Origin of the sequence: Serratia sp. FGI94 (assembly GCF_000330865.1) — a bacterium.
GTDB lineage: Bacteria > Pseudomonadota > Gammaproteobacteria > Enterobacterales > Enterobacteriaceae > Serratia_B > Serratia_B rubidaea.
In genome coordinates, this window is record NC_020064.1 from 2096214 (window position 1) to 2116828 (window position 20615).

Below are 20615 nucleotides of genomic sequence, written 5' to 3' on the forward strand. Positions count from 1 at the left end.
GGCGGTTCAGCGGCGCAGATACACCTGCGGCGTGGCGGATTCCGGGTGCGCCATCACGCCGAGATCCGCCTGATACCAGCGAGTGAGGGTCTCGGCCTGCAGCACCTCGGCCGGCGTGCCGTCGGCCACCAGCCGTCCCTGATGCAGCAGCAGGATGCGGTCGGCGTACAGCGCCGCCAGGTTGAGATCGTGCAGTACGCAGCATACCGCCAGCGGCTGCCGCCGCGTCAGGTCATGCAGCAGGCGCAGCGTATGCTGCTGGTGGTAGAGGTCCAGCGCCGAGGTCGGCTCGTCGAGAAACAGCCAGCGCGCCGCCGGCTGCGGCTGCCACAGCTGCGCCAATACCCGCGCCAGCTGCACCCGCTGCTGTTCGCCGCCGGAGAGCTGGCGGTAATCCCGCGCCGCCAGGCTGAGACAGTCGGTCTGCGCCATCACCGCCTGCACCGCCTGCGCCGCGTCGCGCATGCCGTGCGGCGCGCGCCCCATGGCCACCACCTCCTCGACGCTGAACGGAAAGGCCAGCTCGCTGTGCTGGCGCATTACCGCGCGCACTCTGGCCAGCTGCTCGGGCGTCCACAGCTCCAGCGGCCGCTCCAGCAGGCGGCATTCGCCGCAGTCCGGCTGCAGATAGCCGGTCAGCAGGCGCAGCAGGGTTGATTTGCCGGCGCCGTTGGGGCCGATAATCGCCACCATTTCGCCGCTGGCGATGCTCAGCGACACATCATGAATCAGTCGGCGTTCGCCCAGGCGATAGCGCAGCTGCTGCGCCGTCAGGCTGGCGGGTTTAGCCACGGTTACGCTCCTGCTGGCGCATCACCAGCCATAAAAAATAGGGGCCGCCCAGCAGGCTGGTCATCAGGCCGACCGGCATCTCCGCCGGCGCCACCAGCGTGCGCGCCAGCGTATCGCTGACCAGCAGCAGGCAGGCGCCGCCCAGCGCCGAGGCGGGCAGCAGCCAGCGGTGATCGCCGCCCAGCCGCAGCCGCATCAGGTGTGGCACCACCAGGCCGATAAAGCCGATCACACCGCTGACGGCGACCGCCGCGCCGGTCAGCAGGGCGCTGAGCAGCAGCAGCTGAAGCTTGACCCGCGCCACGTTCACCCCCAGATAGTGTGCTTCCTCATCCCCCAGCTGCAGCAGGTTGAGGCGGCGCGCCTGCAGCAGCGTCAGCAGGCCGGCGGGCAGGATCAGCGAGGCCGCCACCGCCAGCGTCGGCCATTGCGACTGGTTCAGGCTGCCCATCATCCACAGGGAAAACTGACGCAGCTGCTGGTCGTTGCTGAGGTATGACAGCACGCCGACCGCCGCCATACACAGCGCGTTAATGGCGATGCCGGCCAGCAGCAGCCGCGACAGGCTGCCGTGGCCGCCGCGGCTGATGGCGTAAATCAGCACCGACACCAGCAGGCTGCCGATAAACGCCGCCAGCATCTGGCCGTACAGCGCCAGCACCGCCGGCAGGGTGAACGGCATCACGATCGACAGCGCCACCAGCAGCGCGCCGCCGCTGCTGATCCCCAGCAGGCTGGGATCCGCCAGCGGGTTGCGGAACAGCCCCTGCATCACCGCGCCGGCCAGCGCCAGCGCGCAGCCGATCAGCACGGCCAGCAGCACCCGCGGCAGGCGGATATTCAGCCAGATATGCCAGGCGGCGTCGCTGAACGGCTGCTGCCACAGGGTGCGCAGCGACAGCGTCAGCGCGCCGTAGTTGGCGGCAGCCAGCGACAGCACGGTCAGCAGAGCCAGTAATGTCGCCAGCGCCAGCCGTGGTGAGCGACGGCACGGCATTACGGCTGCTCCGCGGCACGGCGCAGTTTAATCAGGGCGTCCGGCGTCTGCAGGCCGAATCCCAACAGCGCCATATCATCGACCACCAGCACGCGTCGTTTTTTCCCCGCCGGCGTCAGCGCGACGCCGGGCAGTTGCCACAGCTGCTGCACGCCGCCGAGGGTTTTCACGCCGTCGCGGCCTACCAGCAGCAGGTCCGGCGCGCTGGCGATCACCCCTTCCTGCGACAGCGGCCGGTAGTGGCTGAAGCCCTGCATCGCATTGCGCAGCCCGGCGGCGCGGATGGCGGCGTCGGCGGCGGTGTCCTGCCCGGCGGCCATCGGCGTCATGCCGCCGTGGCTCATGATAAACAGCACCTTGACCGGCAGCGGTCGGGCGTTGAGCGCCGCCAGCTGCTGACGATAGTGCGCGATCAGCCGTTTGCCCTGTGGTTTACGATCCAGCGCGGCGGCCACGGCGGTGATTTTTTCGCTGACCGCCTCCGGCGCGCTGTCGGCCGGGATATGCACCACGCGCACGCCGCTGTCGGCCAACTGGCGGAACACCAGCGCCGGCTGCGCCAGATCGCTCGCCAGCACCAGCGTTGGCCGCAGCGCCAGAATGCCCTCGGCGTTCAGCTGACGCATATAGCCGACGTCCGGCAGGCTCTGCAGCGCGGCGGGGGAGAGGCTGGTGCTGTCGCGCGCCACCAGCTCATCGCCGGCGCCGAGCGCATAGACGATTTCGCTGACGTCGCCGCCGATGGAGACGATGCGTTCCGCCGCCCCGGCCAGCGGCGTTATCAGCGCCGCGCACAGCGCCAGCGCCCGCGAGAGTGAGCGCGTCATGCGGCGATGCCCCGCGTCTGCAGGGCGGCGATCTGTTCGCGCCACAGGGTCTGTTCCGGCTGGCCCTCGCTGCGCTGGCCGTACAGCTGGGCGATCTGCGTGCCGTCGGCGGCGAACAGCTCCAGACTGGTGACGATGCCGTCTTTGGTCGGTTTGCGGGTGATCCAGCTTTCGGCGATGGCGTCTGCAATCAGGTGCAGGGTAAAGCGCCGGTTGAACACGTTAAGCCAGCCGTTTTGCGGCAGCAGGCGTTCAATCTGGCCGGTAAAGATCTGCACGCAGCCGCGGTTGCTGACGAAGATCATGATTTCGTTCTGCGCCTGCTGCGCGGCGTTCAGCAGCTGCGCCAGCGCGCCGTTATCGACCCGGTAGGCCAGATCGTCGCCGACGGCGCGGAACGCCTGCTGACGGCCAATCTGATGGCGGCTCAGCAGCTGGAAAAACTGATGCACGTCGGTCATGGCGCGCCATTCGCCGTCAATGCGCGCGGCGTCGGCGTCGCGCTTTTCCGCCCGGGCTGGCTCTGCCGGCTGCAGCGCCAGCGGCGGATTGTCCGGCGCGGCGTGGCGTTCCACCAGCGCCAGCCAGGCGCTGAGGTCCGTTTCATCGCTGCTGTACACCTTATGCAGCGCATCGCCCTGACGATCGAAAAACTGAATGCTGTGGCGTACGCCGCGCTGGTTGCTTTCGCTCAGGCTGAAGGCGCTGGCCCACTGGCCGAGAAACAGCCGCAGATCCAGTTCGCGCGGGTTGAGGATCAGCCCCGCGTGACCGTCTAACCGCTGGTTGCAATAGCGGCCCATCTGCTCATGCACTGCATAGTCATTGCGGGTGAGCGCTTTGGCGACGCCGACCTGCTCCAGTCCGGCGAGCAGCGTACGGGCGTCGGCCTGCAGACGGCGCGCATCGTGGCCGACGCGGGCGTGGGTCAGCTCCGCTTCGCTGACGCCGAGCAGCGCCGCCAGATCGCGCGCGTATTTACCGGGGTGATCCTGTTTCGCCTGCTGATAGCGGGCATAGAGATCGTTGTTCATGGCTATTCTCCTGTCGTTACCACTGATAGCTGACCAGCAGTTTGGCGTTACGTCCGTCCTGCGGAATGCCTTGCGGCGAGTAATATTCTTTATCGAAGGCGTTGCCCAGCACCACGGTGGTGGTCAGCCCCTGCAGCCCGGCGCGGCCTTTGTAGCTGAGGTAAAAATCGTTGACGCCGTAGCCGGCCTGTTCGGCGGTGCCGCTGGGCACGTGGGTCGAGCGCTGGGTGAAGGTGGCGACCCAGCCGGTGGCGAAGCCGCTTTCCCCCAGCGGCACGTCCAGTACGCTGGTGACGGTGTCCGGGTTGATGCTGGCGATCCAATCGCCGCTGGTTTCATCTTTGCCGCGGGTGCGGTTATAGGCCAGATCCCAGCCGAACCAGCGGGTTTTATAGTTCAGCGCGGCGTCCCAGCCCCAGATTTTGGCGCGGTCGATATTGGTGGAGTAGGTGGTACAGCTGATGCAATAAGGCCCGCGCGGGCCGGCGCCGATCTCCATGGTGACGGCGGTGGAGATATAGTCTTTGGCTTTGGTGTCAAAGTAGCTGGCCTTGAACTGCAGGCTGTCGTCGGCCAGCAGCAGGTCGTCGAAGCGCAGGCCGAAACCATACTCCTGAGTGGCGTTGGTTTCCGGCTTCAGGTTCGGGTTCGGCACCCAGTTGTTGGTGATGGTGGTGGGACCCATCGGGATCGAGAAGTGTTTGTCGTCATTGTACATTTCCCCCATGGTCGGCGCGCGGAACGCCTGCGCATAGGAGCCGAACAGCATCAGCCAGTCGGTGGGGGTAATGCTGACCGCCCCGCGCGACGACCACTTATCGGCGTTGACGTCGTCGTAGCCGTCGCTGCTGCCCTTATAGTTGTCGTAGCGCGTCCCGGCGAGGATCGTCACCGGCAGATCGCGCAGGGTGATCTCATCCTGCAGCCAGGCGGAGGTGAAGTCGATCTTGGCCTGCGGGAAACTTTCGGTGGCGCCGCCCGGCGTCTGTTCCTGCTTGTACGCCTCACCGCCGTAGGTGAACAGGTGCGCCGCCGCGCTGTCGCTGAACAGCCGGGTGCGGTTTTCCAGTTTGGCGCCGCGGGTGGTTTGCTTGCGCGCCTCGTCCTCGCTGCCGTCGCGGTGGGCGTTGATCTGCACTTCGGAGTAATACAGCTGCGCCTGCGCGTCCAGCCACGCTTGGCCCGTTGGTTTCAATTTGTAGGTCAGCTGCCCGTCGCGCTGAATGGTGGAGCGATCGGTCTGCAGATTACTGGCGGAGGCGGCCGGCGTCTGCGGGTTTTTCGGCTCCTGCGCGCGGTTGTTGTAATAGCGCAGGTTGCCGCTCAGGGACTGGTTTTCATCAATGGTCCAGGTGCCTTTGGCCAGCAGATTATTGATATTTTCATCGTTCGGTGCGTCAAAGCCGTTGCCCTGACGCAGGTTGCCGACGTCGCGGGTGCCGAACGACAGCAGGCCGTCCAGGCTGTCGCTGCGGCCGTAGGCGCTGGCGCCCATGCCGAGGCTGTGATCGCCGCTGGCGGCGCTGCCGTACACCCGGAAGCCGCTGTTGCGCCCCGGCAGCAGCAGATCGGCGGCGTCGACGGTTTCATAGGCGATCACGCCGCCCAGCGCGCCGCTGCCGTACAGCAGGGCCGACGGGCCGCGTACCACTTCCACCCGTTTGATCAGCGCCGGATCGAGGAAGGTGCCGTTAAGGTGACCGGTATCGGTGCCCTGACGCACGCCGTCCACCAGGGTCAGCACGCCGCGGCGGTCATAGCCGCGCAGCATGATATCCTGGCCGTTGCTGCGGCCGGTGCCGGTGACGGTAATGCCCGGCACCTGACGCAGCAGATCGGCAGCGCTGCCGGCGGTCTGCGCCTGCGGCGATGCGCCGTCGATCACCGTGACCATCATCGGCGCGCTGAAGCTGTTGCGTGGGTTGCCGGTGGCGACCACCGTCATGGTGTCGTCGGCCGCGGGCTGCGGTTCGGCGTGGGAAACTGTGCTGGCGTCGGCAAAAGCCACCGTAGGCAGGGCGCAGGCAATGGCCAGGCTCAGGGCGGACAGACGCCGCGGGGTGGCGAAAATAGCAGGCATAGTGCAACTCTCCGTATGTTTTACAACATATCAAATGATTTGCTGGCTGCCTGGATCGTGCCCGATCGGGGTGGCTGGCATGGGAACTGTGGGTGTTACTTGGTCAGAATCAGCTTGCCCGCTTTGGTCTGGCGCAGCTGATAGCGTTGACCCTGATGCGTAATAATCGCCACGCCGTCGCGGCCGAGCAGCTGTTGGCTGTCATAGCTGGGTAGGGTGGCCGTTTCCTGCCGGGGAGCGGCAGGTGCGACGGGCGCTGCGTGCTGTTTATTGTCCATAATGGCCGTCTGAAAAATAAGGGGTTAACTGATAATGTTTATCGTAGTGATAATCATTATCATGTGAACATTCGGTTACAGCAAGGAAAATTTGCTTACCGGCGCGATCGGGGTTTTAACGTGATAAGCGGGGGCGGCGGGCAAGGGCGGCCGCCCGGCGGAAGGGTTATTTCAGCAGCGTCTCAATACGCTCGAACAGGCGTTCCGGCTTGGTCAGCGGTGCAAAGCGCGTGACGCGCTGGCCGTCGGCGGTAAGCAGGAATTTGGTGAAGTTCCATTTGATGCGCTGGCTGCCCAGCAGCCCGGGCGCGCGGCGCTTCAGCTCGTTAAACAGCGGATGCGCTTCCGGGCCGTTGACCGCTATCTTGGCGAACAGCGGAAAGCTGACGCCGTAGTTGAGGCTGCAGAAGCTGGCGATTTCCTGCGCGTCGCCCGGCTCCTGCGCGCCGAACTGGTTGCAGGGAAAGCCCATCACCACCAGGCCGCGATCGCGATAGTAGCGCCACAGATTTTCCAGCCCGCGGTATTGCGGGGTAAAGCCGCATTTGCTGGCGGTGTTCACCACCAGATAGGCGCGCGCCGGGAAGTCGCCCAGGGTTTTGGCTTCGCCCTGTAAGGTGGTGCAGGGAATGGATAACAGCGATGGGAGCATGCGGCGGATCCTGTCTCGGTAAATGGCCTCCATAGTGTAGAGCAAGCGCCCGTATCAGGTCACGGATTCGCAGTAAAAACGGCAGACGCCCGGCGTCTGCCGCAGGGGGGATTATTTCTGCATCAGGTAATCAAAGTTACTCATCAGGTTGCGGTAATCGGGAATATGCTCGCTGAACAGTTTACCCAGCCCTTCGACATCGTTGCGCCAGTCTCGGTGCAGCTCACAGGCCACGCCAAACCAGTTCATCAGCTGCACGCCGGCCTGGGTCATGCGCTGCCAGGCGGCATCGCGGGTGATGGGGTTAAAGGTGCCGGAGGCGTCGGTCACCACAAACACCTCATAGCCCGCTTCAATCGCCGACAGCGCCGGAAATGCCACGCACACTTCGGTCACCACGCCGGCGATAATCAGCTGTTTTCTGCCGGTGGCCTCCACCGCTTTGACGAAATCCTCGTTATCCCAGGCGTTGATATTGCCGGGACGGGCGATATAGGGCGCGTCGGCAAACTGCGCCTTCAGCTCCGGCACCAGCGGGCCGTTGGGTCCGGTTTCAAAGCTGGTGGTCAGGATGGTGGGTAAGTTGAAATAGGCGGCCAGATCGGCCAGCGCCAGCACGTTGTTTTTAAATTTATCCGGGTCGATATCGCGCACCAGGGACAGCAGCCCGGTTTGATGATCGACCAACAGTACCGCCGCCTGCTCTTTATCCAGTCTGACATAAGGCTTGCCCATAATTTACTCCTTTAATGATGACGATATTGGTGCAGGACGCCGGCGCAAACGCCGCCGGCAGGGAGGGCGCGACCCGCTGCCGCGCTCTGTTGATAACCTTAGCTCAGGCGGGTAAAGGCAGGTAGTTGGCGAGAGTAAGTCAGAGTGTTCTACGGCTGGAACGATGAGGCGTTTGCCGCCAGCTTACGCCGGACCGCACTCAGGGTGCGACGCCGGATCGGCGGATCCTCCATCATGTCCAGCGTCTGCACCGCGTGAATAATGGCCTGCGGCGCGGCGTCGATCGGCGCCGATTGGTGCCTTTCGTAAAAGCTGAACGCCGGCAGAAATGGCGACGCCTCTTGCCAGCGCCGACAGGCCCGTTGGCTGATAAATCCCAGAAATCCCATATGCTGCTCCCTGATGGTCCTTCGTATCCTCTGCCGGCCAGTTAGCCTTAGTCGCGGCGTAATAACAGCAAATAAAAAAGCCTCCGCATGCGGAGGCTTGAGTATTGCCGTTATCGTTCAGTTACGCCAGATCGAAGCGATCCAGGTTCATCACCTTGGTCCAGGCGGCGACGAAGTCGCGGACGAATTTCTCCTGCCCGTCGCTGCTGCCGTAAACTTCCGCCAGCGCGCGCAGCACCGAGTGAGAGCCGAACACCAGATCGGCGCGGGTGCCGGTGTATTTCACCTCCCCGCTCTGGCGGTCGCGGCTCTCGTACAGCTCTGCGCTGTCGTCGGTGGCCTGCCATTCGGTGCGCATATCCAGCAGATTGACGAAGAAGTCGTTGCTGAGTACGCCGACGCGGTCGGTAAAGACGCCGTGCTGGCTGCCGTCGAAGTTGGCGCCCAGTACGCGCAGGCCGCCGACCAGAACGGTCATTTCCGGCGCGGTCAGCGTCAGCAGCTGCGCCCGGTCAATCAGCAGCTCTTCGGTGGTTGGGCCGTTCGGCGAGCGGCGGTAGTTACGGAAGCCGTCGGCCAGCGGTTCCAGCAGGTTGAACGCTTCAACGTCGGTCTGATCCTGACGCGCATCGACGCGGCCCGGGGTGAACGGCACCTTGACCTGTACGCCTGCGGCGGCGGCGGCCTGTTCAATGCCCACCACGCCGGCCAGCACGATCACGTCCGCCAGCGACGCTTTGCCGGAGGCCTGCTGAATCGCCTTCAGGGTCGGCAGCACGCTGACCGGAATGGCGTTGACCTCCCAGTCCCGCTGCGGCGCCAGCGCCAGTCGTGCACCGTTGGCGCCGCCGCGCTTATCGCCGCCGCGGAAGGTGGCGGCCGACGCCCAGGCGACCGAGACCAGCTGGCTGACGCTGAGATCGGAGGCTTTGATCGCCGTCTTCAGGCTGTCGATATCGGCAGCGCTTGGCTGGTGCACCGCCGGCGGCAGCGGATCCTGCCAGATCAGATCTTCGTTCGGTACTTCCGGCCCCAGGTAGCGCGCTTTCGGCCCCATATCGCGGTGGGTCAGTTTGAACCAGGCGCGGGCGAAGGCTTCGTTAAACGCCTGCGGGTCATTCAGGAAGCGACGCGAGATCTTCTCAAACTCGGGGTCGAGGCGCAGCGTAACGTCGGTCACCAGCATGGTCGGCTTACGTTTCACTCCCGGGTTAAACGGATCGGGAATAATGTCCGGTCCGTCTTTGGCTTCAAACTGGATGGCGCCGCCCGGGCTGCGCGTCTGCACCCACTCATATTTGAACAGGTTTTCGAAGAAGTTGTTGCTCCACTGGGTCGGGGTTTGCGACCAGATCACTTCCAGACCGGAGGTGATGGCGTCGGGACCGGAGCCGCTGCCGTAGCTGCTGGCCCAGCCGAGACCCTGACGCTCCAGCGGCGCCGCGGCCGGTTCCGGGCCGAGGAGGTCGCCGGACGCCGCACCGTGGGTTTTACCCAGCGTGTGGCCGCCGGCGATCAGCGCGACGGTCTCTTCATCGTCCATGCTCATATTGCCGAAGGTGGCGCGGATGGCGGCGGCGGCCGACAGCGGTTCACCGCTGGCTTCCGGGCCTTCCGGGTTGACGTAGATTAGCCCCATTTCGGTGGCGCCCAGCGCCTGGTGCGCCAGACTTTCCGGGTGGCGGTGCGCCAGCCAGGTTTTTTCATTGCCCCAGTCGACGTCGAGATCCGGTTCCCAGACGTCCTCGCGGCCGGCGCCAAAGCCGAAGGTGCGGAAGCTGGATTTTTCCAGCGCCACGTTGCCGGCCAGAATATACAGATCCGCCCAGGAGATTTTCTGGCCGTATTTCTGTTTGATCGGCCACAGCAGGCGGCGCGCCTTATCGAGGCTAACGTTATCCGGCCAGGAGTTGACCGGCGAGAAGCGCTGCTGTCCGCGGCCGGAGCCGCCGCGACCGTCAACGGCGCGGTAGGTGCCGGCGCCGTGCCAGGCCATGCGGATAAACAGGCCGATATAGCTGCCCCAGTCCGCCGGCCACCACGACTGTGAATCGGTCAGCAGATGGTGGATATCCGCTTTTAACGCGGCGTAGTCCAGCTTTTTGAACTCTTCGCGGTAGTTGAAATCCTCGCCCAACGGGTTAGAGCGGTTGGAGTGCTGGTTCAGCAGATCCACACGCAGTTGGTCGGGCCACCAGTCCTGATTGGTGGTGCCGCCGCCGGCGTACTGCTCAGGCACGTCGGCATGGAAAGGGCATTTCGCGGTCGGTGAAGACGTTGATTTGTCGGTTGGATTGCTCATTTCTTACTCCCTTTGCACTCGATGAATACCGTTAAGATATCCTTTGGTTTTAGTAAGAGATATTTGAATTGGCCTACGGATTCGATAGCCGCTTTCTTTGTCATTTAGTGGTTCGCCATGGCGGCGGCTACGGGTTTTGCGTATCCGCAATCACATAAAGCGTAGGCAATTTTTCCGGAAAGTTTGTGGGGATTGTTGCGGTAGGAGATGATGGCCTCCGCAGCAAAGTGCGGCGTTCCGGTCATGTTTGCTGAATTTCTGATGGATCAAAATGGTCGGCATCCGTCCGGTGTCGATAGGCGATGGGTGGCTGACAGAGAAAATATCATCCAGGTTAATTCTCTATCAATCTTATGATTAAGCTGGATTTTTACGCAATGTTGCCGGATTTATGCGCTGGGGGATTCGGTTATTTCTAATATGAATCCTCGGCAGCCTTAACTCATATTTCCATCCGCAGTCGCTTATGTCATTCTTGCCCGCGGTTAAGCAAAAGGATGTTGCGTAAAGGAGCAGGAACATGGGTGAAGCAGCGCGCGTCGGGGACAGCATCGGCCATTCCCATGCGCTGGCAGGGATGATTGGCGGCACGCTTATCGGCGGCCTGATTGCCGCCGCCGGTGCGGTGGCGGCGGGCGCCCTGTTTGTCGCCGGGCTGGCGGCCTCCTGCGTGGGCGTCGGCGTGCTGCTGATTGGCGCCAGCCTGGCGGTGGGCTACCTCTCCGGCGAGCTGGCCACCCAGGCGCGCGACGGCATTGCCGCCGCCGGCGCCGGCAGTCTGTCGCCCAAGGGCACGATACTGACCGGCTCCGGCAACGTGTTTATCAACGGCAAACCGGCGGCCATCGCCACCGTCAGCCGCGTGGTCTGCGAGGATGACGGCCCGAGCATGCAGATGGCGCAGGGCTCGGACAAGGTGTTTATCAACGGCTACCCGGCGGTGCGCAGCGGGGACAAGACCAACTGCGACGCGCAGGTGATGGCCGGCTCGCCCGATGTGCGCATCGGCGGCGGCACCGTCACCACGCTGCCCATCAAACCGGAAGTGCCCGACTGGCTGTATAAAATCTCTGACCTGACGCTGCTGTTCGCCGGCCTGATAGGCGGCGTCGGCGGCGCGGCCAGCAAGCTGGGGGCGCTCGGGCGCATGCTCAGCAAGGCGCCGGGCATCAACAAGCTTGGCCGCGTGGCCTGCCGCGCCGGTGCATTGATGACCGCCACCGCGGCGACGGGCATTATCGCCCGTCCGCTGGACGTGGTCAGCGGCCAGAAATTTCTCGACGGCGACGACGAGCTGGACTTTGTGCTGCCGTCGCGCCTGCCGGTGGCGTGGCAGCGCTACTGGCGCAGCGGCAACCCGGCGGAGGGCGTGCTGGGGCGCGGCTGGAGCCTGTTCTGGGAGAGCAGCCTGCAAATCTGGCAGGAGGGGCTGGTGTGGCGCGCGCCGTCCGGCGATTATGTCTCCTTCCCGATGGTGCCGCGTGGCCACAAGACCTACTGCGAAGCGGAAAAATGCTGGCTGATGCATAACGCCGACGGCAGCTGGCAGGTGTTCGACGTCAGCGAACAGGCGTGGCACTATCCGCGGCTGGAGGCGCAGCAGCCGAGCCGGCTGAGCATGATGACCGACGCCGTCGGCAACGCCACCTCGCTGTTCTATAACGACGCGGGGCAACTGAGTGAGCTGGTGGACAGCGCCGGGCAGCGTCTGGTCTGCCGCTACCTGACGACGGCCAACGGTGCGTTGCGGCTGGCGGCGGTAGCGTGGCAAAACGGCCAGGATGAGCAGGTGCTGGCGAGTTACGGCTACGACGACGCGGGGCAGCTGGTCACCGTCCGCAACCGCGCCGGCGAGGTGACGCGGCGTTTTGGCTGGCAGGACGGGCTGATGGTCAGCCATCAGGACCAGAACGGCCTGCTGAACGAATACCGCTGGCAGGAGATTGACGGCCTGCCGCGGGTGGTGGCCTACCGCAACAGCGCCGGCGAGCAGCTGTCCGTCTATTATGATTTCGCCAACGGGACGCGCCGGGCGGTGCGTGACGACGGCAAACAGGCGCTGTGGCAGCTGGATGATGACGACAACGTCGCGCAGTTCACCGACTATGACAGCCGTCGCTACGGCCTTATCTACGCGCGCGGCGAACTGTGCAGCGTGGTGCTGCCGGGCGGTGCGCAGCGGCAGAGCGAGTGGGACCCGTACGGCCGCATGCTGAGCGAGACCGACCCGCTGGGCCGCACCACCACCTACCAATATTCCCGCAACAGCGGCCGCCTGTTCTCGGTCACCGGGCCTGACGGTAGCCAGGCGTTCCAGCACTGGGACGAGCAGGGGCGTCTGGTCAGACAGACGGACGCGCAGGGGCAGAGCACGCATTACCACTACCCGGACCCGGAAGAGAGCCTGCCGGAGCGCATCACCGACGCGCTGGGCGGTGAAGTGCAGCTGGTGTGGAACGCACAGGGGCAGCTGACGCGCCATACCGACTGTTCCGGCAGCGTCACCGCCTACACCTATGACGCGCTGGGCCAGCTGACGCACCGCACCGATGCGGAAGGCCACCTGACCCGCTACCGCTGGGACGCCGCCGGCCGGCTGCAGCAGCTGCGCCATCCGGACGGCAGCGACGAGCAGTTTGACTGGAACGCGCAGGGCCAGCTGGCCGCGCACCGGGACCCGCTCGGCAGCGAGACGCGCTGGCAGTACACCCCGCTGGGCCTGCCGGACAGCATCACCGACCGCATCAACCGCACGCGTCGTTATCACTACGGCCCGCGCGGCTGGCTGATGCGGCTGGAGAACGGCAACGGCGCCGACTACCAGTTCAGCTACGACGCGGCAGGCCGCCTGCAGGTGGAACAGCGGCCGGACGGGCAGCGCCGTTACTACCATTACGGCGCCGACGGGCTGCCGACGACGCTGCTGGAAACCGGCGCACCGGTCGCCGATGGCGCGGTGGCAGAGCGGCGGCAGCACTTCCGCTTTGATGAGGCGGGCCAGCTGACGGCGCGCACCACCGACAGCGCCGAATGGCGCTACGACTACGACGCCGGCGGACGGCTGACGACGCTGACGCGCACGCCGACCGCCGCCGGTGCGGCGCTGGGCATCGAGCCGGACAGTATCCGGCTGCGCTACGACCGCGCCGGCAACCTGCTGAGCGAGCAAGGCGTTAACGGCGAGCTGCAGTATCAGTGGGACGCGCTGGGCAACCTGCAGGCGCTGACGCTGCCGCAGGGCGACCGGCTGCAGTGGCTCTATTACGGTTCCGGCCACGCCAGCGCCATCAGGTTCAATCAGCAGCTGGTGAGCGAGTTCAGCCGCGACCGGCTGCACCGGGAGACCGGACGTACGCAGGGGGCGCTGCACCAGCGGCGGCAGTACGATGCGCTGGGCCGCCGCAGCTGGCAGAGCAGCGGCTTCAGCCACGGGCAACTGACGAAGCCGGAAGACGGCGTGCTGTGTCGGGTGTACCACTACAGCGGCCGCGGCGAGATAGCCGGCGTCGACGACGCGCTGCGCGGAGAAGTCCGCTACGGCTACGATGCGGAAGGACGCCTGCTGCAGCACCGCGAGGCGCAGCAGGGCAAGCCGGGCCACCGCCTGCAGTACGACATGGCGGACAACCTGCTGGGCGCGCAGAGCGCCAGCCGCGCGCTGGAGGAGCAGCTGCCGCCGGCGCCGCTGGGGGATAACCGGCTGACGCACTGGCAGCAGCTGTTCTACCGTTACGACGGCTGGGGCAACCTGATAAGCCGGCGCAACGGGCTGTACGAGCAGCACTATGTCTACGATGCGGACAACCGGCTGACGGCAGCGCACGGTCGCGGCCCGCAGGGCGAGTTCCGGGCGCAGTATCACTACGATGCGCTGGGCAGGCGCACGCGCAAGCAGGTGGACTACAAGGGCAAGGCGGCGCAGAGCGCGCGTTTCCTGTGGCAGGGCTACCGGCTGTTGCAGGAGCAGCGGGACGATGGCACGCGCCGCAGCTGGAGCTATGAGCCGGACAGCCCGTGGACGCCGCTGGCGGCCATTGAGCAGGCGGGGGAGAGCCGGCAGGCGGATATCTTCTGGCTGCACAGCGAGCAGAACGGCGCGCCGCTGGAGGTGACGGACGGTGAAGGCGGGCTGCGCTGGTCGGGGGATTACGACACCTTCGGCAGGCTGAAGGGGCAGACGGCGGCGGGCATCATGCAGCGTCGGGGGGCGGCCTATGAGCAGCCGCTGCGCTACGCCGGGCAGTATCAGGATAGCGAGAGCGGACTACACTATAATCTGTTCCGCTACTACGAGCCGGAGGTAGGTCGCTTTACTACCCAGGATCCGATAGGGCTGCAGGGTGGGCTGAACCTGTACCAGTATGCGCCGAACCCGTATGGGTGGGTGGATCCGTTGGGGTTGACTGCTTGTTCTATTAAGGCCGGACGTAATCGCCGAATGGCGATGAATAAAGCGAAGGATACGGCTGGAATTCCTAGATCACAGCAACATGAAAGTCATTGGCAGATAGGTAATGATCGTAGAAAGCAGGGGTATAGTAATTATATTTATTCTGAAAACCCGGCAGAGCATGGGAAATTTTACCAATATAGAAATGCTGAGGGACATAAAGTTGTAGTGGTAGAACATACGAGCGATCCGAGAAACAAGATTGGTGATGCACATTTCCATGCCGGCAGAGCAAAAACATCACCGCACACTTATGATTTTAAGACCGAAAGGTATGGTAAGGTTCCGGCGGATAGTTCAGGAGACCATCACATATATTATGATTATGACTAAAAATGAAGCTCTTAAGAAAAAGATTGCCTTACAGAAAACAAAGGTTTTTTTGAGAAAAATTAATGGTGTCAGTAACGTTGAAGTCATTGACGTTGATGTGCTGGATTTAGTGGCGTATCGTGCTAAACAAAAAGAGATTTTCAGTTATGATAGTGACCTTGAGCCAATAGCTGATTTTTCTTTAGATAACTCTAATGATGCTATTGTTCAATGGCAATCGGATTGTCTAAAGAGTGTTATAGGAAAGAGTTTGTTATTTGAGATTAATGATTATTTTTTTGTAAGATTGAAATTATTCAATGTGTTTGATTTTTTGGTAAGTCTTTATCTTGAAAGTGGTAATAGGGATCTGGTTGTTTTTATTGAATCGCCATCTCAGATGTTAGCCTTCAACGAAGATGAATATGCTATTTATTTTTATGGTGAATCAATATAGAAGGTTATTTAAGGATGTTGGAACCATTGATGTCTAGTTTTCTGGAGGCATTGGATGCGATAGATTTATCTATTCTCGGATATAAAACATTTATATGCTTAGGGGGTTTTTAAAGAATGAATAATAGAATTAAACCGTTCTTAATTGTATAACGCCAGAAAGATCTTTTCAGCTCTTTCTGGTTCTATGAACTGCGCGGAGAAATCCGCTACGGCTACGATGCGGAAGGACGCCTGCTGCAGCACCGCGAGGCGCAGCAGGGCAAGCCGGGCCACCGCCTGCAGTACGACATGGCGGACAACCTGCTGGGCGCGCAGAGCGCCAGCCGCGGGCTGGAGGAGCAACTGCCGCCGGCGCCGCTGGGGGATAACCAGCTGACGGCGGCGCACGGCCGTGGCCCGCAGGGCGAGTTCTGGGCGCAGTATCACTACGATGCGCTGGGCAGGCGCACGCGCAAGCAGGTGGACTACAAGGGCAAGGCGGCGCAGAGCACGCGTTTCCTGTGGCAGGGCTACCGGCTGTTGCAGGAGCAGCGGGACGATGGCACGCGCCGCAGCTGGAGCTACGAGCCGGACAACCCGTGGACGCCGCTGGCGGCCATCGAACAGGCAGGGGAGAGCCGGCAGGCGGATATCTTCTGGCTGCACAGCGAGCAGAACGGCGCGCCGCTGGAGGTGACGGACGGCGAGGGCGGGCTGCTCTGGTCGGGGGATTACGACACCTTCGGCAGGCTGAAGGGGCAGACGGCGGCGGGTATCCTGCAGCGCCGGGGCGCGGCCTATGAGCAGCCGCTGCGCTACGCCGGACAGTACCAGGATAGCGAGAGCGGACTATACTATAATCTGTTCCGCTACTACGAGCCGGAGGTAGGTCGCTTTACTATCCAGGATCCGATAGGGCTGCAGGGCGGACTGAATCTGTACCAGTATGCGCCGAACACAATCGCTGGTGTCGTCACAGTGCCTGTGGCGGTCTTAGCCCGGAACAGTTTGAAAACCAAAACCTCGCTTAGGGCCGTGTCCACATTATGTGGGTAAGAACACCAGCTCCTCGTCCCGTTCAGCCCGTTGGCGTTTGAGGCGGGCATTCTCAGCGGCGAGTTCGCTCTCACGTTCAGAGGAGGTTGCCTGTTGCTGCCGCTTGCTACGCCAGGTGTAAATTTGCGACTACGTTATTTTCCCCGCAGGGATAGGGATCTGTAAGCCATAACTCACCCGTTAACGCCCATCATCGTCAGGCACACTGTGTCTTGCCCTCATATTCCCCCTCTCTCAAGCCAAAACGCCGGCGGCCGCGTTATCACGGCCGCCGGCGTGGCGCTTACCAGCTGTAAGCCAGCGAAGCGATAACGCTGCGGCCGCTGCCGTAAAAGCAGGCGGAGGTGTTGCCGCAGGAGGCGACGTAGTGTTTGTCCGCCACGTTGTTGACGTTCAGCTGCAGCGTGGCGCCGCGCAGCGCCGGGCTGGCCTGTTCCAACTCATATTTCGCCATCAGGTCGTACAGCGTGTAGTGCGGAATTTTAAACCCACCTTCAGAATCCCCCCAACTGGTGCCGGTATAGCGTACGCCGCTGCCGAGCGTCAGCCCCTGCAGCGCGCCGTGGCGGAAGCGGTAGCTGCCCCAGGCGGAGGCGGCGTGGCGCGGAATGCTGGCGGGCGTATGGCCGACCTGGCCGCTGATGGCGCTCTCCTTGGTCACCGCATCGGTGTAGCTGTAGGCGGCGATCAGGTTGATGGACGGCGTCAGTTGGGCGTGCGCTTCGGCCTCAATCCCTTTGGAACGCACCTTGCCGACCTGCTCGTTATAGCCGGTTACGCTGTTGTAGGCGGTGATGTTTTTCTGGGTGATATCAAAGGCCGACAGGGTCAGCAGCGTGTTGCTGCCCGGCGGCTGATATTTCAGGCCGATTTCGGTTTGCTCGCCGGTGGTGGGCTTGAACGGATCGCTGCCCGGCGCGCCGCTGCTCAGGTTGGGTTCGAAGGAGGTGCTGTAGCTGACGTACGGCGACAGCCCGTTATCAAACGCGTACAGCAGGCCGGCGCGGCCGCTGAACTTGCTGTCGTTCTGCTGCACGTCGCTGTCCGCCACGCGATCCTGGGTGCGGACTTCCGACCAGTCCTGCCGACCGGACAGCAGCAGGTTCCAGCGCTGCCACTCCAGCTGATCCTGCAGGTAAATCCCCAACTGATCCAGCTTTTTGCGGCTGCTGGTGGCCAGGCTGAAGGTACTTTCATCGATATGCACCGGGGTCGGGTGCGCCCAGTCGAGAATGTATTGGTCGCCGCTGTCGCGCCACAGCTTGCTGTCCACGTCGCTCCATTTGTAATCCAGCCCGCCCAGCAGCGTGTGGCTGACGTCGGCGGTGGCGAATTCGGCCTTCAGCTGGTTGTCGATGCCCAGCTCCTGCGACTCGATTTTATCGTGCTGCGGCCGGCGGTTGATGGAGTGGTCGTTACGGTCGTCGGCGTCGAAGGTATACACCAGATATTTGTAGGACTCATCCATATTGGTGTAGCGCAGGTTCTGCTGGAAGGTGAGCGCGTCGCTGAGGCTGTGGTCGAAAATATAGCCCACCGAGGTTTGCTCGCGCTTCGCCTGGTTGTAGCTCGGGTCGCTGACGTTAAAGTCGTAGGGGATCCGCCCCGCGCTGGTGGAAAACACCGTGCCGTTGGCGGGCAGGAAGTTGCGGAAGCCGGCCTTCGGCTCATTCTGGTAGCTGGTCAGCAGCGTGAAGCTGGTGTCGGCATTGGGCAGCCAGGTGAGCGCCGGGGCGATGGCCAGACGCTGCTGCTTGTTGTCTTTCATCGACTGGTGCTGGGTGCTGGCGACGCCGTTCAGCCGGTAGAACAGCGTATTGTCATCGTTCAGCCGACCGCCGAAGTCAAACGCCGCCTCGCCGTAGTGGCGGTTGCCGCCGCTGAGGCGGATTTTATGAATGCTCTCGGCGGTAGGGCGCTTGCTGGTCATGCTGATAATGCCCCCCGGGTTTACCTGACCGTACAGCACGGAGGCCGGGCCGTGCACCACCTCAACGCGTTCCAGCAGCCAGGGATCGATCTGGCCCGCCGCGCCGGCCTGGCCGGACAGGCCGTAGCTCAGACCGTCAAGAAACTTGGGCATATAGCGAAAGCCGCGGGCGATCACCTCGTCGTTGCGGTTGGAGCCGCCGCGGTAGTTGGTCAGCAGGCCGCTGGTGTAGTTCAGCGCGTCGGAAACGGAGAGGGCGGCCTGGTCGTCCATCTGCTGGCGGGTGATCACGGAAATCGCCTGCGGCGTTTTGCGCAGCGGCGTGGCGGTTTTGGTGCCGGCGGCGCTGTCTTTGGCTACCGGTCCTTTCAGCGGCGCGGTGACGCTTTGCGCGGTCACGATGATGTTCTCTTCGTCCGCCGCATGGCCCGGCAGCGCCGGCAACAGGATGAGGGAAGGTGAAAATAACAAATAGAACAGCTGCCCGGGCGCGGCCGGTTGTTTTCTAATTATCCCTTTGTTTTTCAATCTCATTTTAACCCCTGAGTCAATTTTTTGCTGTATGGAGGCGTATGTGGCTGTCCACGCCGCCTGCTGCGGCCCCGTTTATCCCACCCGTTGGCCGTCGCTGATTTGCTGTCATTTCCGCCACAGCAAAAAAGCTCGCAAATGATATTGAAAATAAGAATGATTATCAATACGATTGTAAATCTTCGTAAAAGTAGCTCATTTTACCGTAAGGAATTACATGCATATTTTGCCAGCCGCCCGGCAGGGAGCGGCAGTAAGCGCACAGAGCACGGTAGCGGCAGGGACGGTCAGCCGCTGGCTGCAGGCCGAGACGGCCGGGCAGCCGGCGTGGTGGCGACAGGTTGCCCAGCGGGGAACACCGATGGTCGAAGAGCATGACCGGCAACAGGTGCGTTTTACCTGGCTGTGGCGCGATCCGCACGGGGACGAACGCCGCTCGCCGATCCGGCGGGTCTATCTCGATATCAACGGCGTGACCGACCACCACAGTACCGAGCCAAGCACGTTACAGCGCCTGGCGGGTACGGATATCTGGCACGGCTCATTCCTGCTGCCGCGCGACTGGCGCGGCAGTTACAGCCTGATCCCGGTGCAGGACGCGCAGCTTCCTCCGCTTTTCAGCGCCGATCGGGCGCAGTGCCGCCAGCAGCAGCGCGCCTGGTGGGTCTCCCTTTTCCCGCTGGCGATTGCCGACCCGTTAAACCCGTATCCCGCCGCGTCGACCCGCATCGGTCAACCGCTGTCGCTGGCGCAGGGGCCGGACGCCGCCGATCAGCGCGCCTGGCTGACCGCGCCGCCGCCGTTGGATCCGGCGCATATACACCCGTTCCTCTGGCGCAGCGAAGCGCTGGGCAATCAGCGCCGCATCTGGGCCTACGCCAGCGGCGAGGGCGCCGCTGCGGCGGAGCGGCCGCTGGTGATCCTGCTGGACGGCCAGAACTGGGTTGACGGCCAGCCGCTGCTGCCGGTGCTGGCGCGTGAAACGGCGGCGGGCCGCCTGCCGGCCGCCTGTTATCTGCTGGTTGACGTGATTGACGGGCAGCACCGCGAGCGGGAGCTGCCCTGCAATGCCGACTTCTGGCTGGCGCTGCAGGCGGAACTGCTGCCGCTGGTGCGGCAACGCATGGCATTCAGCGACAGCGGCGCGCGCACCGTGGTGGCGGGGCAGAGTTACGGCGGTCTGGCGGCGATGTACGCCGGGCTGCACTGGCCGCAGCGTTTCGGCCGGGTGCTGAGCCAGTCCGGCTCGTTCTGGTGGCCGACGGTGCAGTACGTCACCGATTTCGCCCGGCGGGCGGAGTTTGACGAAGGCTGGCTGACGCAGCAGGTGCGCCAGGGCCGGGTGGCCGCCGGCACGCTGACGGTGTTTCAGGAGGCCGGCAGCCGGGAAGAGGATATTGAATTCGTTAATCAACAGATGCAGCAGGCGCTGAAGGCCGCCGGGCATCGGGTCAACTACCGGGTATTTTCCGGCGGCCACGACGCGCTGTGCTGGCGTGGCGGGCTGCTGGACGGATTGCACTGGCTGCTCTCCGCTATGGACGACATACATTTCGACTAACAGGTGATGGAAATGACTCAGGAACAACAAAACCCTTTTGATGATGAAAGCCTGCCGTTTTTGGTGCTGATCAATCAGCAACAGCAGTATTCGCTGTGGCCGCAGTTTGCCGCCGTGCCGGCAGGCTGGCACGAGGTGATGGGGCCGGCGACGCGCGCCGAGTGCATCGCGTTTATCGAAGCGCATTGGCAGGACATGCGCCCCGCGGCGCTGAAAAACAGCGTGACGCCGGCGCAGTAACCCGCGCGCTC

15 protein-coding genes and 2 pseudogenes are annotated in these 20615 nt (G+C 63.3%); 5 read left to right on the forward strand and 12 right to left on the reverse strand.

Features of this window, described 5'->3' with window-relative positions:
- Positions 1-6 precede the first annotated feature (6 nt).
- The 10 genes from D781_RS09575 to katG all read right to left on the reverse strand — a co-directional run bounded on the left by D781_RS09575 (position 7) and on the right by katG (position 10086).
- Positions 7-792, reverse strand: a complete 786-nt coding sequence (locus D781_RS09575) for a heme ABC transporter ATP-binding protein (RefSeq protein ID WP_015672121.1) — start codon at positions 790-792, stop codon at positions 7-9.
- The gene (locus D781_RS09580) at positions 785-1789 is read right to left on the reverse strand and encodes an iron ABC transporter permease (RefSeq protein WP_015672122.1); all 1005 of its coding nucleotides are present in this window, start codon (positions 1787-1789) and stop codon (positions 785-787) included. The genes D781_RS09575 and D781_RS09580 overlap by 8 nt, the downstream gene beginning before the upstream one ends.
- Positions 1789-2616 carry an ABC transporter substrate-binding protein gene (locus D781_RS09585; RefSeq protein ID WP_015672123.1) on the reverse strand — a complete coding sequence of 276 codons (828 nt, stop codon included), beginning with the start codon at positions 2614-2616 and terminating at the stop codon, positions 1789-1791. Before D781_RS09585 ends, D781_RS09580 begins: the two co-directional genes overlap by 1 nt.
- A complete protein-coding gene (locus D781_RS09590; protein WP_015672124.1) occupies positions 2613-3650 on the reverse strand; it encodes a hemin-degrading factor in 1038 nt (345 codons plus the stop codon). The genes D781_RS09585 and D781_RS09590 overlap by 4 nt, the downstream gene beginning before the upstream one ends.
- A 16-nt stretch (positions 3651-3666) precedes the next feature.
- Complete coding sequence (locus D781_RS09595) at positions 3667-5730, reverse strand: TonB-dependent hemoglobin/transferrin/lactoferrin family receptor (protein ID WP_015672125.1); 2064 nt, start codon at positions 5728-5730, stop codon at positions 3667-3669.
- A gap of 95 nt (positions 5731-5825) precedes the next feature.
- Positions 5826-6008: a hemin uptake protein HemP gene (locus D781_RS09600; protein WP_015672126.1), complete on the reverse strand. Its 183-nt coding sequence runs from the start codon at positions 6006-6008 to the stop codon at positions 5826-5828.
- Positions 6009-6174: 166 nt separating this feature from the next.
- Positions 6175-6660, reverse strand: coding sequence for a glutathione peroxidase (locus D781_RS09605; RefSeq protein ID WP_015672127.1), 486 nt, complete (start codon positions 6658-6660; stop codon positions 6175-6177).
- Between the two features lie 111 nt (positions 6661-6771).
- Positions 6772-7395, reverse strand: coding sequence for an isochorismate family cysteine hydrolase YcaC (ycaC, locus tag D781_RS09610; RefSeq protein WP_015672128.1), 624 nt, complete (start codon positions 7393-7395; stop codon positions 6772-6774).
- 149 nt (positions 7396-7544) lie between these two features.
- Positions 7545-7784, reverse strand: coding sequence for a hypothetical protein (locus D781_RS09615; RefSeq protein ID WP_199557143.1), 240 nt, complete (start codon positions 7782-7784; stop codon positions 7545-7547).
- Between the two features lie 121 nt (positions 7785-7905).
- Positions 7906-10086, reverse strand: coding sequence for a catalase/peroxidase HPI (gene katG, locus D781_RS09620; RefSeq protein ID WP_015672129.1), 2181 nt, complete (start codon positions 10084-10086; stop codon positions 7906-7908).
- 520 nt (positions 10087-10606) lie between these two features.
- Between katG and D781_RS09625 the strand changes: the two genes are divergently transcribed.
- The 3 genes and pseudogenes from D781_RS09625 to D781_RS23205 form a co-directional block, all read left to right on the forward strand.
- Positions 10607-14869: an RHS repeat-associated core domain-containing protein gene (locus D781_RS09625; protein WP_015672130.1), complete on the forward strand. Its 4263-nt coding sequence runs from the start codon at positions 10607-10609 to the stop codon at positions 14867-14869.
- A complete protein-coding gene (locus D781_RS09630; protein WP_041411786.1) occupies positions 14862-15305 on the forward strand; it encodes a hypothetical protein in 444 nt (147 codons plus the stop codon). The genes D781_RS09625 and D781_RS09630 overlap by 8 nt, the downstream gene beginning before the upstream one ends.
- A gap of 191 nt (positions 15306-15496) precedes the next feature.
- A pseudogene (locus tag D781_RS23205) lies at positions 15497-16243 on the forward strand (RHS repeat-associated core domain-containing protein); the annotation flags it as partial.
- 105 nt (positions 16244-16348) lie between these two features.
- On the opposite strand, the pseudogene D781_RS23415 reads toward D781_RS23205, so the two are convergent.
- Both D781_RS23415 and D781_RS09640 read right to left on the reverse strand, forming a co-directional pair.
- Positions 16349-16489: pseudogene (locus D781_RS23415) on the reverse strand (IS3 family transposase); the annotation flags it as partial.
- 136 nt (positions 16490-16625) lie between these two features.
- Positions 16626-18806, reverse strand: coding sequence for a TonB-dependent siderophore receptor (locus D781_RS09640; protein ID WP_015672131.1), 2181 nt, complete (start codon positions 18804-18806; stop codon positions 16626-16628).
- 214 nt (positions 18807-19020) lie between these two features.
- Between D781_RS09640 and fes the strand changes: the two genes are divergently transcribed.
- Both fes and D781_RS09650 read left to right on the forward strand, forming a co-directional pair.
- Entirely contained in the window at positions 19021-20364 is a 1344-nt protein-coding gene (gene fes, locus D781_RS09645) for an enterochelin esterase (protein WP_015672132.1), read from the forward strand.
- Between the two features lie 12 nt (positions 20365-20376).
- Positions 20377-20604 carry an MbtH family protein gene (locus D781_RS09650; protein WP_015672133.1) on the forward strand — a complete coding sequence of 76 codons (228 nt, stop codon included), beginning with the start codon at positions 20377-20379 and terminating at the stop codon, positions 20602-20604.
- The last annotated feature ends 11 nt before the right edge of the window (positions 20605-20615 follow it).